Origin of the sequence: Azomonas agilis, assembly GCF_007830255.1 — a bacterium.
Taxonomy (GTDB): domain Bacteria; phylum Pseudomonadota; class Gammaproteobacteria; order Pseudomonadales; family Pseudomonadaceae; genus Azomonas; species Azomonas agilis.
Genome location: NZ_VLKG01000007.1, coordinates 26,302 through 40,796 on the forward strand (window position 1 = coordinate 26,302; position 14,495 = coordinate 40,796).

Genomic DNA, 14,495 nt, shown 5'->3' on the forward strand with positions numbered 1-14,495 from the left:
GAGCCTTTAATAGAGGGCTGATTTAAGGCTTTTTCAGTAAATCAGCTAATCCGGCCAGACCTTTAAAGGTGGTTTTAGGTGCACGATCGCTACCCGGACGGCTTTCAGCAAAATACTGGTTATCGGTATAGCGTGAGTGCTCGTTATCGTGACAATAAAGACACAATAGCTCCCAGTTAGAGCCATCTTCTGGATTATTGTCGTGGTTGTGGTCTTTATGATGTACGGTGAGCTCACTGATACGTTTGCCAGAAAACTCACGGCCACAACGTCCGCATACCCAAGGGTACATTTTAAGAGCCTTTTCGCGGTATCCCTGTTCACGCTGGCTATAGGGGATTTTGCTGCTGCTCATAATGCAATCTACCTAGTTGGATGGAGTGATGGGGCACAACCGGAGCCCCTCTAAATCAAGGATTTCTACGTTGAAGTTTGGGCGAAATTGCCAAACTACTCCAGCATAAGTATAGCGTTAGGTATTATGAGAGATATTATCTCAAAGCGTATACAAAGTAGTGGCTATATAGTGGCTTTTAGTCTGAGCGGTTGGTACGGCTGATCACCTGAAGTTGAAGATTACCTTCCACCAGCCGGGCGTTTAACTGTTGTCCCGGCTGTACTTGTGCAGCCCTTCGGATGGCCTGTCCTTGCTCGTCCAGCAAAATACTGTAGCCGCGATTAAGGGTAGCCAGTGGACTGATGGCGTGCAGTGTATGCCCTAAGCCCGTTAGATGGCGTTGGCGCTCCTTAATAGCCTGATGCATGGCTTGATGCAAACGTTGTTCTCGCAGACGGAGGTTGTGGTCGTTCTGATTGAGGATCGAATAGGGCGCATTCAAACGCTGACGGAGGTATTCCAGCCGCTGCTGTTGCCCCTGTAACTGCTGGCGTAGAGCTTGATGCAGGCGTAGCTTGAGATCGGATAGCTGCCGCTGTAACTCTTGCTGGTGCGGGGCTAACAGCTCAGCCGCTGCGGAGGGGGTAGGCGCGCGAACATCGGCTACAAAATCACTGATAGAGACATCGGTTTCGTGGCCAATGGCGCTGATAATGGGGGTAGTGCAGGCGGCAATGGCCCAAGCTACAGCCTCCTCATTAAAACACCACAGATCCTCTAAAGAGCCACCACCGCGTGCGAGGATTAAGGCATCAAAGCTTTGGCGATCGGCCTGCTGAATCGCCTGTACGATTTGAGCCGTGGCCTCTTTGCCTTGGACTAGGGTGGGAATCAGCGAGAGCCTGATGTGAGGGGCTCGTCTCTGGAACACGCTCATGATATCGCGGATGACGGCCCCAGTTGGTGAGCTGATGATGCCTACTCGTTGTGGGTACGCAGGCAGCGGTTTCTTGCGACTTTGATCAAACAACCCGGCTTGATTCAAGCGCTCTTTTAAAGCTTCGAAGGCTTGTCTCAGCCGCCCCTCTCCCGCTTGCTCTAGTCGCTCGATAATCAATTGGTAATCGCCGCGGCCCTCAAACAGAGACAGGCGGCCATAGGCTAAAACAGCTTGGCCATCGCACAGAGACCGATAAGCAAGGGCTAAGGGCTTAAACAGGGCACAGCGGACTTGGGCTTGGGCATCCTTAAGGCTGAAGTAGATATGTCCAGAAGCGGGTTTTGCCAAGTTAGATAACTCACCCTGAACGCAGACGTACTCAAAAATATCTTCTAATAGCAAACGAGCACGGCTATTGAGCTGGCTGACGCTGAGGATTTCTGGGTGAGCAGGGCGCATAAGTCAGTTCCTAATAGGGGGTGCTCGAACTGATGACTGGATTAGCTGAGTCAGTCCTTAAGATTTGTTAGCACGGGTTTGAAGGTCATTATGACGTTTTAGTGAAAACAGACTGTAGTTTGTGCCGCTTATTCAAACAGCGCTTCAGTCATAAAATAACCCACGCTGAGCAGAACCGAGAATATTCACGGTTTTTAAGCCTTATTTCGATGGAGTTTATGATGAAAGCGCGTGTTGTAGCAGTATTATCAATGGCTTGTTTACCCAGTGTTTCCTTTGCAGAAGAAGCAGAATCCGTTTCTTCTGAGCGGGAACAGGAGCTGCCCGTAGAGGTTTATAACTACAAGATGCATCCGGATGTACACAAGGTAATTTCCACCGAAGGGGACTATAACGCCTGCGGTCTAGTACCGATCCATATGATTTATGAAGATTCTAAAGGCGAGCGGCACGACCTTAAGTACACCGTTATGGGCAGTGGTTGTAGCAACGGTTAAATACCTTGCTGACTGATGACTAAACCGGGGCTTGCATGAGTTTTTGGATGCGCTGAATCACAGCATTCAAGCCATTATTTCGGGATGAAGAGATTTGATGGGCTAGCCCCAGTTGTTGAAACCAATCCTGAACATCTAACTGTGCCAATTCAGTCGCACTGATGCCATTGATGCGTACTAAGAGCAAAGCCAATAAGCCGCGTAATAGGCGGGCTTCGCTGCTGGCTTGAAAGTGCCAGACTCCCTTGCACTGGTGAGCCGTTAGCCAAACTTTGGTTTCACAGCCTAGTACCCGGTTGGTTTCGCACTGTGCTTCTGAGGGAAAGGGCTCTAAGTGTTCGGCCCAGCGTAGTAGCAATCGTGAGCGTTGCTCCCAGCTTTTATACTGCTGAAATTCGCTGAGTGCCTGTTGGGCCTGTGCGGGTAAGGAAACGCTCGTCACACCAATAGCTCCAAGGCTTGATCCAGTGCTTGAAAAAAACGCTCAAGATCCTGCTGATCATTGTACAGACCTAGGGAAACTCGTAGCGCTCCATTAATTCCTAGGTGCTGCATTAAAGGCTGTGCACAGTGACTGCCCGTACGAATGGCCACCCCCTGTTCACTGATGAGCTGAGCTAAATCACTGGGGTGTACGCTTTCGTGAGTAAAGCTGACCAGTGCCGCCTGCGGTTGACCCAGAATGCGAATACCTGAGCGTTGCTGCAAGCCGGTAAGCAGGTTGCTGTGTAGCCGTTGCTCATGGGCTATCCAAGCTGCCTGATCTATTTGGTAGAGGTAGTTCAGCGTGGCTGCAAAGCCTAACACGCTGGCAATGGGTGGCGTTCCCGCTTCAAACCCCAAGGGGGCTGGGCGAAACTGGGCACGGTAATAATCTGTGTGATCCAGCATTTCTCCACCAAACTGCCAAGGCTGTAGCTGGGCTAACGCAGCGCGACGGCCGTACAAAACCCCCAATCCATCCGGCCCGTAGACTTTGTGGCTGGAGAATACATAGAAATCGCAGCCTAATTGCTTGAGGTTAGGGGGCTGATGCACGATGCCTTGAGCACCATCCACCACCACCCAAGCGCCCTGAGCCTGCGCTTGTTGTATCAGGGGTTTTAGGGGCAACCAGTTCCCTAATACGTTAGACAACTGACTGATGGCTAGAGTGCGGGTGCGTGGCCCAATCAAGGATTGAGCGGCTACTAAGTCTAACTGTCCCGATGCATCCAGTGGTAACACCACCAACCGAGCCCCACGGCGTAGGGCTAATTGCTGCCAAGGTAATAGGTTAGCGTGGTGCTCAAGGGCTGAAATGACCAGCTCATCCCCCGGTTGAATCTGTGCCTCCAGCCCGTAGGCCAGCAGATTAATGGCCTCAGTCGTGCCACGGGTAAAGATGATTTCAGAATCAACCGGCGCTTGGAGCCAATGGGCGACTTGCTCTCGTACCTGCTCAAAGGCTTGGGTGGTGCGATTACCCAAGCGGTGTTGGGCGCGGTGTACGTTGGCGACCCCTTGGGCATAGTAATGCTGAAGGGCATCCAGTAAAGGCTGAGGCTTTTGGGCGGTGGCGGCGCTGTCCAGATACACCAACCCCTGATGAGCGAGGTTGGCTAGGGCTGGAAAATCCGCCCGCCAAGGAGAAGAGAGCATCATAGTTAAGGCTCGCTACGGTTGGACGGCTTGGCGCTGTCCAACCTTAGGCCACAGGATTAGTTATGGCTGTGTAAAGCTGCGTTCAGCTCGATGGCGGTTTTATGGGTTTTGCATTCCACGGCACCAGTTTGAGAATTACGTCGGAACAATAAATCGGGTTGATTAGCCAATTCGCGGGCTTTGACGACCTGAACCAGTTGGTTACGCTCATCCAGCAGATTAACCTTAGTGCCTGCGGTGACATACAGACCGGCTTCGACGGTATTGCGATCTCCTAGGGGAATACCAATCCCTGCGTTGGCACCGATCAGGCAACCTTGACCGACGGAAATCACAATATTGCCCCCGCCCGATAGCGTGCCCATAGTTGAGCAACCACCGCCTAGATCCGAACCTTTGCCTACAAACACACCCGCAGAAACGCGGCCTTCGATCATATTCGGGCCTTCAGTACCGGCATTGAAGTTGATAAAGCCTTCGTGCATCACCGTAGTGCCTTCACCCACATAGGCCCCTAAGCGGATGCGCGCACTGTCAGCTAAACGCACGCCGGTAGGAACCACGTAATCCGTCATTTTTGGGAATTTATCCACCGAAAAGACTTCCAGCAGTTCGCCCTTTAGACGAGCTTCTAATTGGCGCTCGGGTAATTCGCTAAGGTCAATAGCTCCTTGGCTCGTCCAAGCCACATTAGGCAGCAAAGGAAAAATACCGCTGAGATTTAGGGCGTGGGGCTTGACCAAGCGGTGGGAGAGCAAGTGCAGCTTAAGATAAGCCTCAGGGGTTGAGCACAGGGCTGTATCGGTTTCTAGCAGGGTGACGACCAAAGGGCGATGACTTTCGGCAAGGCGAGTGAGCAAGGCGCTTTGTTCTGCGTTTAGAGGCTTGCAGGCAGCGGCTAATACGGCTGCTTGAGCATTGGTGATGGTGATGGCTTGGTTTCCACCGGAGTAGCCAATTATGTTAGCGACCGCCTCAGTCAATTCACCGGCGGGGTGCAGCAGCGGTTGGGCATAAAAAACCTCTAACCACTGGCCAGCCCGGTTTTGGGTTCCAATACCAAATGCCAAGCTGAATAGGCTGTGAGACATAAAATTATTCCTTGTAGTGCATAAGAGAGGATCAGAGGCTCGGTGTAAGGGCTTTGAAGGCAGCGGCATAGTCTTCGAGCTTAAAGCCAACCAGCGTTTTATGGCCTAGATCCAGTATGGGACGTTTGATGAGTTTAGGCTGATGCAGCATCAGAGCGATGGCACGCTCTTGGTCGAGGTGTTCCCGTTGAGCGAGATCTAGGGCACGAAAGCTGGTGCTCATCTTGTTGAGCAGAATATTCCAGCCTTGTTCAGCACACCAGCGCTCAAGCTGTGCCGCCTCAATTCCTTCGATGCTATAGTCGTGAAATTGGTAGGGAATTGCTTGCGCATCCAACCAGCGTCGAGCTTTTTTGACGCTATCGCAATTTTTGATGCCGTAAAGCCTGTAAGCCATAGTATTGAGCGTATCTGAACTCTAAACGCTCTTATTATGCCATGTTCAGAGGCTACTAAGAGGTGGTATGCGTAGGGAGTGCGCTTAGAAGTGACTCGCTCTGAGGCAGAGTTTCCACCTGTACCCAGTCAGCCGGGGCATCACTGAGGCTAACAAAGCCAATCCAGACCCCGAAGGTCAGCAACGCGGCTCCAAAGCCACTCCAGTAGGCATGTCGTCTAGCACGTTGGGACTGAGTCATAAGGGACTCCTCACAGCTTCACTCGGATCAGAACATCTGTACTAAATATCCGTGGGTTTTGCAGATTAAGCAACAGCCACCCAGCGTCCAGCAATACGTATTGGGGAGCGGCGCAGGCTGGCAAAGGATAGACCTTCATTTTTCAGGATGTCGATCAGTTCGTTCCAGCTAGGGCAGATGATCATCATGACTTGGTTTCCTTCTCTTATTACCGATACAGGTCTAGCTAAAGACTTTGGAGTTTATTAAGCAAGATAAAGGCCATTTTTTTAATGCGCTATTGGTAGGGGGTTGGCAGGTACTTGAGTAGAGGCCAGCACGGAAGGGATGTTATGACTTAAGTTGCGATGGATTGTCACAGGGTTAGTGAGACTAAATTGCAATACCTAATCTGGCAGATAGAGCGTTTTTAAAAACTATCTAATGGGCTGATAACACTCATCAACCCATTGATTATGGGGGATTTTAAAGCTGTTCAGCGAAGGCTCGGATGCGTTTTGCCGCTTCTATGCATTCAGCCAAAGGAGCGACTAATGCGAGTCGTACTCGATTACGGCCTGGATTTAGCCCTGCAACCTCTCGTGATAAGTAAGAGCCGGGGACTACCGTAATGTGTTCTTGCGCAAAAAGATCGCGCGCAAAATGAGTATCCTCAATGGGGGTTTTTAGCCAAAGGTAGAATCCTCCATCGGGTTTTTGTACCGGAAGAACAGGGGCTAGGATCTGCATAACGGCTGCGAACTTTTCACGGTATTGCTCCCGATTGGCGCGCACATGGGCTTCGTCGCTCCAAGCCGCAACACTGGCTAATTGGGTTTGCACCGGCATGGCGCATCCGTGGTAAGTGCGGTACAGCAGGTAGTTTTTAAGCAGCTTTGCATCTCCGGCCACAAATCCAGAGCGCAGGCCGGGTAGATTGGAGCGTTTGGATAGACTGTGAAAGATTACGCAGTTACGGAAATCCGTGCGCCCCAGTTCGATGCAAGCGGTGAGTAGACCGGGCGGAGGGTTGTCCTCGTCAAAGTAGAGTTCGCTGTAGCACTCATCAGCGGCAATTACAAATTGGTACTGATCGGATAATTCGATCAGGCGCTTTAACGTCGGTAATGGGATCAAAGCACCTGTGGGGTTACCGGGAGAGCAGATAAACAGAATTTGACACTGCTGCCAAACTTCAGCGGGAACGGCTTCAAAGTCGGGGTTAAAGCCGTGCTCTTCTAAGCAGGGTAAATAGTGGGGCGTTGCACCGGCTAAAACCGCAGCCCCTTCGTAAATTTGGTAGAAGGGGTTGGGACTGATCACCAAAGCATCAGGGGTGGGGTCAATAATAGCTTGGGTGAACGAGAACAAGGCTTCTCGGGTGCCATTAACGGGCAGAATATTTCGGCTGCTGTCTAAGGCTTCGTGCCCCAGAAAAAAGCGACGTTCACACCAACGGGCCATGCTATCGCGCAGGGCGGGTAATCCTAGGGTGGTGGGGTACACCGACAGTTGATCCAGATGCTGTATCAGCGCCTGCGCCACAAACTCAGGAGCAGGGTGTTTGGGCTCGCCAATCGACAGCGCAATAGGTGATTTATCTGCGGGTGGCTGGATGCCTGCTAATAAGGCCCGCAGCTTTTCAAAGGGGTAGGGTTGGAGGCGTGTTAAGGCAGGGTTCATGGATTGTTCCAAAAAGGCGGTGAAGGCTTAGGGCATGACCTGAGGTTGAGTGGTGGAGCCTGGGGGCACTTCTGTGAGTTGTTCAATTAATGCCTGTTGCAGACGCGCACAGAGGCTAGGGTCTGATAAGGATTGATTTTGAGCATCGGTGACAAAGAAAACGTCCTCCACGCGCTCGCCCAAGGTAGCGATTTTGGCGTTCTGCACCGAGAGTTCAAAGTCTCGGAACAGTTGTCCCACTCGGGCCAATAAGCCGGGACGATCAGGAGCTACGATTTCAATCACCGTAAATACACGCTGTCTATCGTTGTATAGGGTAATTTTGGGCGCAAAGGCAAAGTGTTTGAGCTGCCGAGGAACACGCCGCTGGATGATGGTTTGATAGTTTCCGGGGTTACGCAGCGCCTCAATCAGCGCCTGACGAATGGCTTCTATACGCTCGGAGTTATGGCCGATGGAGCTGCCGTCCGCCTCCAATACCACATAGGTATCTAGTGTGAACTGGCTGATAGAAGTCAAGATACGTGCATCGTGAATGTTCAGGTTGAGCTGATCCATCACTGCCACCGTCGCCGCGAAAAAATCGTGCTGGTCAGGGGCATAGATGAAAATTTGTGTGCCACCTTCAAACTCACGGGGCGAGGTTTCCTTAATCAAAATTAAGGGCTCAGTGGTGCTGGCGTGCTCGATAATGGCATCAGTGTGCCAAGCCACGTCATTGGCGGTATGGCGTAGAAAATAATCGTCGCCCAGTTGCTTCCACAGGTGTTCGACATCGTCTGGGTCGGTACCGCCTCGCACCAGTAAATCCAAAGCGGCTTGTTGGGTCTGCTGAATTTGCTCTTCGCGTCCGAGCGGGTTTTCCAGTCCGCGTTTTAGGGCGCGTTTGGTTTCGGTGTAGAGCTGGCGCAGTAAGCTGGCTCGCCAAGAGTTCCACAGGGTAGCATTGGTGGCGTTAATGTCGGCAACCGTCAGGATATAGAGGTAATCCAGATGAATTTCGTCGCCGACAAATTGAGCAAAATCATTAATGACTTGAGGATCAGATAGGTCTTTACGCTGCGCGGTAGTGGACATCACTAAATGGCTGCGTACAAGCCACACAATGAGTTCCGTATCCCAGCGGGGGAGCTGATGTTGCTCGCAAAATGCTTGGGCATAGACTGCACCCAATTCGGAGTGGTCGCCGCCGTGTCCTTTGCCAATGTCGTGGTACAGACCGGCGATGTATAAAAGCTCTTGTTTGGGGAGTTTTTCAAACAGCCGACTGGCCAGTGGGTATTTTTCTGCTTGAGCTGAATGACGCAGCTTGCGTAGATTTTTAATCAGGTTCAGGGTATGCGCATCTACGGTATAGCTGTGGAACAAATCATGCTGCATTTGGCCGACAATGTAGCCAAATTCGGGCAAATAACGTCCTAAAATGGCGTAGCGGTGCATGCGGCGTAGATTACGGTAAACACCTTCTTTGCAGCGCAAGATCTCTATAAATAATCGCGTGTTTTCGGGATTGTTGCGGAAGTGTTCGTCAATCAAATGGCGATGGTCACGCAATTGGCGAATAGTATCCGAACGCACCCCTAGAATTTCGGGATGCTGAGCTAAAATGACAAAGACTTCCAATAGGGCTGAGGGGCTGCGCTCAAAGACTTTATCGCCACTGACTTCAAGGTAGCCATCCCGAATTTGAAAGTGCTCATTAAGCGTGATGGGCGCTTCATTACTGTGGGGCGTGAGGATGACCTCTTCGAAATACTGCTTGATGAGGTCGTTCAGCTCTGCAACCACCATCACCACGCGATAGTATTTTTGCATGAAGCGTTCAACGGCCAATTTGGCGTTGTCGGCTTCAAAGCCCAGCATACCGGCGATTTTACGTTGGTAGTCAAACAGCAAACGGTCTTCGGCGCGGCCTGCTAATAGATGTAGGGCATAACGCACGCGCCATAAAAATTCTTGGCAGGAGGTGAGGGAAGCGTATTCGCTTTCAAGGATAAATCCCTTACGCACCATCGCCGGTAAGTTTAGGGTGCCAAATTGACGGCGGGCGATCCACAAGATGGTTTGGATATCCCGCAACCCACCTGGAGAGCCTTTAACATTGGGCTCTAGGTTGTATTCGGTATCGTTGTATTTTTCGTGGCGGGTCAGCACTTCTTGGCGCTTGGCTAGGAAAAATGCCTTGCTAGGCCACATATGTTCAGGGGCTGTTACCTCTTGCATCTGTTGGCGTAAGCGTTCAGGGCCAGCGATGGTGCGGCTTTCCATCAGGTTGGTGATGATGGTGAGATCGCCCCGCGCTTCATCGGCGCATTCTTGTACGGAGCGCACGCTTTGACCAACTTCTAAGCCAATATCCCAGAGTAGGGTCAAAAAGCGCTCAATGGAGTCGCGGTGGGCTTCGTGTCCTCCTTCTTCCAGCAGAATCAACAGATCAATATCTGAGTAGGGGTGCAGCTCTCCTCGGCCATAGCCACCCACAGCCAGCAGAGCGATGTTGGGCTGGGCTTCCCAGTTGAACTGTTGCCATATTTGGTACAGCAGTTGGTCGATCAGCCAAGCCCGCTCAGTCACTAAGACACGAATGTCATGGCCTGAGGTAAAGCGCTCGTCCAATACTTGGCGTGCTTTACGTAGGGCTTGTTTGAATAAGGTGATGGGAGGAGTGCCTTGGGCCAGTTCTGCTTGAATCTGCTGAGTGTCGAACAGCTCTGGATCCGCCTGAAACATGATATGGGTTTTCCTTCAGTGTTTTGAACTTAGAGGCTTGGCAGTGAGGCGGTTATTAAGGCCCGATCCGGCGGATGGTTTCTTCAGAGCGCAGGGTCAGAATCTCGTATCCTGTAGCTGTGACCAGCAGTGTATGTTCCCATTGAGCCGACAGTTTGCGGTCTTTAGTAATCGCCGTCCAACCATCGCCCATTAAGCGGGTATCGGCCACGCCTTGGTTGATCATAGGTTCAATGGTGAAAATCATGCCTTCTTTGAGTTCAATGCCGGTACCTGCGCTACCGTAGTGCAGGACTTGAGGTTCTTCGTGGAAGAGTCGGCCAATGCCGTGCCCACAGTATTCGCGCACAACAGAGAAACCTTGGCGTTCGGCGTGTTTTTGAATGACTGCGCCGATATCTCCTAAATGGCAACCGGGGCGTACTTGTTCGATACCTAAGTAGAGGCACTCTTGGGTAACGCGGCTTAAGCGCTCGGCCCAGTCAGGTACTTTGCCTACGAGGAACATTTTGCTGGTGTCGCCGTGGTAGCCATCTTTGATTACCGTGATATCCACGTTAATGATGTCACCATTTTTTAATGGTTTGTCGTTGGGAATACCGTGACACACCACCTGATTGATGGAGGTACAGATGGATTTGGGGTAGCCCTTATAGTTTAAGGGGGCGGGAATGGCTTGCTGCACATTCACAATATAGTCGTGGCAAATCTGATCCAGCGTATTGGTGGTAACGCCCGGTTTGACATGCTCGGCAATCATCTCCAGCACTTCTGCCGCTAGTCGCCCGGCCACGCGCATTTTTTCGATTTCTTCAGGAGTTTTAATAAGGACGGGCATGCAAACCTCTAGGCTCAATCGCGTAAGTTAAGACACATAAGAGGCTAGATAATAAACTAAAGCCGAACAAGCAGCAGCGTGCTCTGTATGTAGCTCAGGGCCTTTGATCTGGTCTAACAGAAGTCTTTGTGCTATAAAGCGCACCGCTCAACAGACAGGCTGTTGTAGCTTAATTCCACACACGTATCGACACACCATCTAGGGTGCCCTTAAGGGTTGGATGGCGGGATGCGTGGAGGCCTAACCCAAGATTGAGGAATAGTCCATGTCTCAAGTTAATATGCGCGATATGCTGAAGGCCGGTGTGCATTTCGGTCACCAAACCCGTTACTGGAACCCAAAAATGGGCAAGTACATTTTTGGTGCGCGCAACAAGATTCACATCATCAACCTCGAAAAAACTCTGCCTATGTTCAACGAAGCCCTGAGCTTTGTTGAGAAACTGGCTGCCGGTAAAAACAAAATCCTATTTGTGGGCACCAAGCGCTCTGCCAGCAAACTGGTACGCGAAGAAGCCGCCCGTTGTGGCCAACCTTATGTTGATCACCGTTGGCTCGGCGGCATGCTGACCAACTACAAAACCATCCGTGCCTCTATCAAGCGCTTGCGTGAGCTGGAAACCCAGTCTCAAGACGGTACTTTTGACAAGTTGACCAAAAAAGAAGCTCTGATGCGTAGCCGCGATCTGGAAAAACTGGAGCGCAGCTTGGGCGGTATCAAAGATATGGGTGGCCTGCCAGACGCGATGTTTGTCATCGACGTTGAGCACGAGCGTATCGCCATCACTGAAGCCAACAAACTGGGCATCCCAGTGATTGGCGTAGTGGATACCAACAGCAGCCCTGAGGGCGTGGATTACATCATCCCCGGTAACGATGATGCCATCCGTGCTGTGCAACTCTATTTAGGGGCTATGGGTGATGCCATCCTGTCTGGCCGTCAGCGTTCCGGTGCTGCTATCGACGAATACGTTGAAGAGCAAGTCACTGAAGTAGTTGAAGGCTAAGGGGTTCGGTACTCCCCGTCTGTAGGCTCAGTCGCTGGCTGAGCCTACACTTGACTGACGATCGGCTGTAAGCCGAGTAGTCCATCCATTAATACCCTTAAATAGAGGATTTTAAGCATGGCAGAGATTACAGCCGCTTTGGTTAAAGAACTGCGCGAGCGCACTGGCCAAGGCATGATGGAATGCAAAAAAGCCCTAGTAGCAGCCGCTGGTGACATCGAAAAAGCCATCGACGATATGCGTGCTTCTGGAGCCATTAAAGCGGCTAAAAAAGCGGGTAACATCGCTGCTGAAGGCTCTATCGCCATCAAAGCAGAAGGCAATGCCGCTACTATCATCGAAGTCAACTCTCAAACTGACTTCTTGGCCCTGCAAGAAGACTTCAAAGCCTTCGTTGCTGAGAGCCTGAACCATGCCGTTGCTGAAAAGCTGACTGAGGTTGCTCCTCTGGTATCGGCTCGGGAGTCCGCTCGTGAAGCTTTGGTGGCTAAGTGCGGTGAAAACGTCAACATTCGTCGTCTGACTCGTGTTGAAGGTGATGTGATCGGTACTTACCTGCACGGTCATCGTATTGGTGTGTTGGTGGTTCTAAACGGCGGTAACGAAGAGCTGGCTAAGCAAATTGCTATGCATGTCGCTGCTTCTAACCCAGCCGTTTTGAGCCCTGCAGATATCTCCGCTGAACTTATTGCCAAGGAAGAAGAAATCTTCCGTCAATTGAACGCGGATAAGATGGCCGGTAAGCCTGAAAACATCGTTGAAAACATGGTTAAAGGCCGTATCGCTAAGTTCAAGGCCGAAGCCAGCTTGGTAGAGCAAGCTTTCATCATGGATCCAGAGGTTAAAGTCGGTGATTTGGCTAAAAAAGCCGGTGCTGAGATCCTGTCCTTCGTACGTTACGAAGTGGGTGAAGGCATCGAGAAAGCTGAAGTAGACTTCGCTGCTGAAGTAGCTGCTCAGGTTGCTGCCAGCAAGCAATAAGGTCGGGCCGCCTTAAAGGCTATAGAGAGGCTACCCCTATGGGTGGCCTTTTTGCCACATGGCCTAGCAATTTTTGCAGTATCAGCGTGCTTAGTGCTAGTGCAAGGGAACTTGATACCAGAGGTCATGGTCAAGTCATAGCTGATCGCTCAGTCAGATAGTTGTCTTTACGCAAAGCTCCAGGGGGATACACCAATGGCTCAAGCTATGAGCGGGCAAAAGCCTCGCTACAAACGCATTCTGCTTAAGTTGAGCGGTGAGGCCCTCATGGGAACTGAGGATTCAGGGATTGATCCTAAGGTACTGGATCGTATGGCCTTGGAAATTGGCCAACTGATCGGTATCGGTGTCCAAGTTGGTTTAGTGATTGGCGGTGGCAATTTATTCCGAGGTGCTGCTTTGTCAGCGGCTGGAATGGATCGCGTCACCGGGGATCACATGGGCATGTTAGCTACGGTCATGAATGCCTTAGCCATGCGCGATGCCTTGGAGCGCTCTAATATTCCTGCCTTGGTGATGTCTGCCATTTCTATGGTGGGTGTGACAGACCACTACGATCGACGTAAAGCGGTGCGCCATCTCAGTGCTGGAGAGGTTGTGCTGTTTTCAGCTGGAACAGGTAATCCTTTTTTTACCACCGATTCGGCAGCCTGTTTACGTGCTATTGAGGTACAGGCTGATATAGTGCTCAAAGCCACTAAAGTCGATGGCGTTTATACCGCCGATCCCATGAAGAATGCTCAGGCTGAAAAATACGACCGCTTGAGCTATGACCAAGTATTGGCAGAAAAACTAGGGGTGATGGATTTAACTGCGATTTGCCTATGCCGTGATCACAACATGCCCTTGCGAGTGTTTAATATGAATAAGCCCGGTGCTCTGTTGAATATTGTATTGGGCGAGTCCGAAGGAACTCTGATCGAGGAGTCGAAGTAATGATCAACGAGATCAAACAGGATACCCAGGAGCGTATGCAAAAAACCCTGGAAAATCTGAGTACTGTTTTTGCCAAGATCCGTACCGGTCGGGCTCATCCCAGCATTCTCGATGGCGTGATGGTTTCTTATTACGGTGCAGATACTCCTTTGCGTCAGGTGGCCAACGTGATTGCAGAAGACTCACGCACCTTGGCCCTCAGTGTCTTCGATAAGAGCATGATCCAAGCGGTAGAAAAGGCCATCATGACGTCGGATTTAGGCTTAAATCCAGCGACTGCGGGCACAACTATTCGGGTTCCCATGCCACCTTTAACCGAGGAAACCCGCAAAGGCTATACCAAGCAAGCTAGAGCCGAAGCCGAGCACGCCCGTGTAGCAATACGTAATATCCGCCGTGATGCCCTAGCGCAGTTAAAAGACTTGCTGAAAGAGAAGGAAATCAGCGAAGACGACGAGCGTCGGGCACAGGATGATGTGCAAAAAATCACCGATCGCTTTGTGGCTGAAGCCGATAAGCTGCTGGAAAAGAAAGAAGCCGATTTAATGGCTGTTTAATCAGCTATGAATTAGGCGGTCGAACAGGCCTCTTAGGGTGCATTGCTAAGAGGTTTACGGCTGTGCGCTCAGCGCCCAATCGACATCAGGTGTGGTTCCTTTTTAGGACTACCTGATAAAAAGAATCACCAGCATTCTGATCTTGAGTTAAGTATCTGAGTAGTGCTGGCACTGCACCC

The 14,495-nt window shown here is 51.1% G+C and carries 16 protein-coding genes; 5 read left to right on the forward strand and 11 right to left on the reverse strand.

Annotation, left to right across the window (positions count from 1 at the left end; translation table 11 throughout):
• Positions 1-22: 22 nt before the first annotated feature.
• Positions 23-355, reverse strand: coding sequence for a YajD family HNH nuclease (locus LX59_RS10055; RefSeq protein WP_144571735.1), 333 nt, complete (start codon positions 353-355; stop codon positions 23-25).
• 178 nt (positions 356-533) lie between these two features.
• Positions 534-1,736 carry an exodeoxyribonuclease VII large subunit gene (gene xseA / locus LX59_RS10060; protein ID WP_144571736.1) on the reverse strand — a complete coding sequence of 401 codons (1,203 nt, stop codon included), beginning with the start codon at positions 1,734-1,736 and terminating at the stop codon, positions 534-536.
• A 221-nt stretch (positions 1,737-1,957) separates the two neighbouring features.
• Here xseA and LX59_RS10065 point away from each other — a divergent pair, with 221 nt between their 5' ends.
• Positions 1,958-2,233: a DUF2790 domain-containing protein gene (locus tag LX59_RS10065; RefSeq protein WP_144571737.1), complete on the forward strand. Its 276-nt coding sequence runs from the start codon at positions 1,958-1,960 to the stop codon at positions 2,231-2,233.
• A 19-nt stretch (positions 2,234-2,252) separates the two neighbouring features.
• Here the strand turns inward: LX59_RS10065 and LX59_RS10070 are convergent, their stop codons facing one another.
• The 9 genes from LX59_RS10070 to map form a co-directional block, all read right to left on the reverse strand.
• Positions 2,253-2,675, reverse strand: a complete 423-nt coding sequence (locus LX59_RS10070; RefSeq protein WP_144571738.1) for a SufE family protein — start codon at positions 2,673-2,675, stop codon at positions 2,253-2,255.
• Positions 2,672-3,877 (reverse strand): aminotransferase class V-fold PLP-dependent enzyme, encoded by a 1,206-nt coding sequence (locus LX59_RS10075; protein ID WP_144571739.1) that lies wholly within the window; start codon positions 3,875-3,877, stop codon positions 2,672-2,674. The genes LX59_RS10070 and LX59_RS10075 overlap by 4 nt, the downstream gene beginning before the upstream one ends.
• Positions 3,878-3,933: 56 nt before the next feature.
• A complete protein-coding gene (gene dapD, locus LX59_RS10080) occupies positions 3,934-4,968 on the reverse strand; it encodes a 2,3,4,5-tetrahydropyridine-2,6-dicarboxylate N-succinyltransferase (protein WP_144571740.1) in 1,035 nt (344 codons plus the stop codon).
• A 31-nt stretch (positions 4,969-4,999) separates the two neighbouring features.
• On the reverse strand, positions 5,000-5,365 hold the full coding sequence (locus LX59_RS10085) for an ArsC family reductase (RefSeq protein ID WP_144571741.1): 366 nt from the start codon (positions 5,363-5,365) through the stop codon (positions 5,000-5,002).
• Between the two features lie 55 nt (positions 5,366-5,420).
• A complete protein-coding gene (locus LX59_RS10090) occupies positions 5,421-5,606 on the reverse strand; it encodes a hypothetical protein (protein ID WP_144571742.1) in 186 nt (61 codons plus the stop codon).
• Between the two features lie 65 nt (positions 5,607-5,671).
• The gene (locus LX59_RS16080; protein WP_281284843.1) at positions 5,672-5,794 is read right to left on the reverse strand and encodes a hypothetical protein; all 123 of its coding nucleotides are present in this window, start codon (positions 5,792-5,794) and stop codon (positions 5,672-5,674) included.
• Positions 5,795-6,071: 277 nt separating this feature from the next.
• Positions 6,072-7,268, reverse strand: a complete 1,197-nt coding sequence (gene dapC / locus LX59_RS10095) for a succinyldiaminopimelate transaminase (protein ID WP_144571743.1) — start codon at positions 7,266-7,268, stop codon at positions 6,072-6,074.
• Positions 7,269-7,295: 27 nt separating this feature from the next.
• Complete coding sequence (locus LX59_RS10100; RefSeq protein ID WP_144571744.1) at positions 7,296-9,998, reverse strand: [protein-PII] uridylyltransferase; 2,703 nt, start codon at positions 9,996-9,998, stop codon at positions 7,296-7,298.
• A 55-nt stretch (positions 9,999-10,053) separates the two neighbouring features.
• A complete protein-coding gene (map, locus tag LX59_RS10105; protein ID WP_144571745.1) occupies positions 10,054-10,836 on the reverse strand; it encodes a type I methionyl aminopeptidase in 783 nt (260 codons plus the stop codon).
• 265 nt (positions 10,837-11,101) lie between these two features.
• Here map and rpsB point away from each other — a divergent pair, with 265 nt between their 5' ends.
• The 4 genes from rpsB (at position 11,102) to frr (ending at position 14,316) form a co-directional block, all read left to right on the forward strand.
• Entirely contained in the window at positions 11,102-11,842 is a 741-nt protein-coding gene (rpsB, locus tag LX59_RS10110) for a 30S ribosomal protein S2 (protein WP_144571746.1), read from the forward strand.
• Positions 11,843-11,959: 117 nt separating this feature from the next.
• Positions 11,960-12,823, forward strand: coding sequence for a translation elongation factor Ts (gene tsf / locus LX59_RS10115; protein WP_144571747.1), 864 nt, complete (start codon positions 11,960-11,962; stop codon positions 12,821-12,823).
• Between the two features lie 195 nt (positions 12,824-13,018).
• On the forward strand, positions 13,019-13,759 hold the full coding sequence (gene pyrH, locus LX59_RS10120; protein WP_144571748.1) for a UMP kinase: 741 nt from the start codon (positions 13,019-13,021) through the stop codon (positions 13,757-13,759).
• Positions 13,759-14,316 (forward strand): ribosome recycling factor, encoded by a 558-nt coding sequence (gene frr, locus LX59_RS10125; protein WP_144571749.1) that lies wholly within the window; start codon positions 13,759-13,761, stop codon positions 14,314-14,316. The genes pyrH and frr overlap by 1 nt, the downstream gene beginning before the upstream one ends.
• Positions 14,317-14,495 lie beyond the last annotated feature (179 nt).

Excerpts from the sequence above, each read along its gene's own strand:
- dapD (WP_144571740.1), bottom strand. The coding sequence starts at position 4,968 with ATGTCTCACAGCCTATTCAGCTTGGCATTTGGTATTGGAACCCAAAAC.
- tsf (WP_144571747.1), top strand. The coding sequence starts at position 11,960 with ATGGCAGAGATTACAGCCGCTTTGGTTAAAGAACTGCGCGAGCGCACT.
- frr (WP_144571749.1), top strand. The coding sequence starts at position 13,759 with ATGATCAACGAGATCAAACAGGATACCCAGGAGCGTATGCAAAAAACC.
- LX59_RS10055 (WP_144571735.1), bottom strand. The coding sequence starts at position 355 with ATGAGCAGCAGCAAAATCCCCTATAGCCAGCGTGAACAGGGATACCGC.
- LX59_RS10085 (WP_144571741.1), bottom strand. The coding sequence starts at position 5,365 with ATGGCTTACAGGCTTTACGGCATCAAAAATTGCGATAGCGTCAAAAAA.
- rpsB (WP_144571746.1), top strand. The coding sequence starts at position 11,102 with ATGTCTCAAGTTAATATGCGCGATATGCTGAAGGCCGGTGTGCATTTC.
- LX59_RS16080 (WP_281284843.1), bottom strand. The coding sequence starts at position 5,794 with ATGATGATCATCTGCCCTAGCTGGAACGAACTGATCGACATCCTGAAA.
- LX59_RS10090 (WP_144571742.1), bottom strand. The coding sequence starts at position 5,606 with ATGACTCAGTCCCAACGTGCTAGACGACATGCCTACTGGAGTGGCTTT.
- LX59_RS10075 (WP_144571739.1), bottom strand. The coding sequence starts at position 3,877 with ATGATGCTCTCTTCTCCTTGGCGGGCGGATTTTCCAGCCCTAGCCAAC.
- map (WP_144571745.1), bottom strand. The coding sequence starts at position 10,836 with ATGCCCGTCCTTATTAAAACTCCTGAAGAAATCGAAAAAATGCGCGTG.
- pyrH (WP_144571748.1), top strand. The coding sequence starts at position 13,019 with ATGGCTCAAGCTATGAGCGGGCAAAAGCCTCGCTACAAACGCATTCTG.
- xseA (WP_144571736.1), bottom strand. The coding sequence starts at position 1,736 with ATGCGCCCTGCTCACCCAGAAATCCTCAGCGTCAGCCAGCTCAATAGC.
- LX59_RS10065 (WP_144571737.1), top strand. The coding sequence starts at position 1,958 with ATGAAAGCGCGTGTTGTAGCAGTATTATCAATGGCTTGTTTACCCAGT.
- LX59_RS10100 (WP_144571744.1), bottom strand. The coding sequence starts at position 9,998 with ATGTTTCAGGCGGATCCAGAGCTGTTCGACACTCAGCAGATTCAAGCA.
- dapC (WP_144571743.1), bottom strand. The coding sequence starts at position 7,268 with ATGAACCCTGCCTTAACACGCCTCCAACCCTACCCCTTTGAAAAGCTG.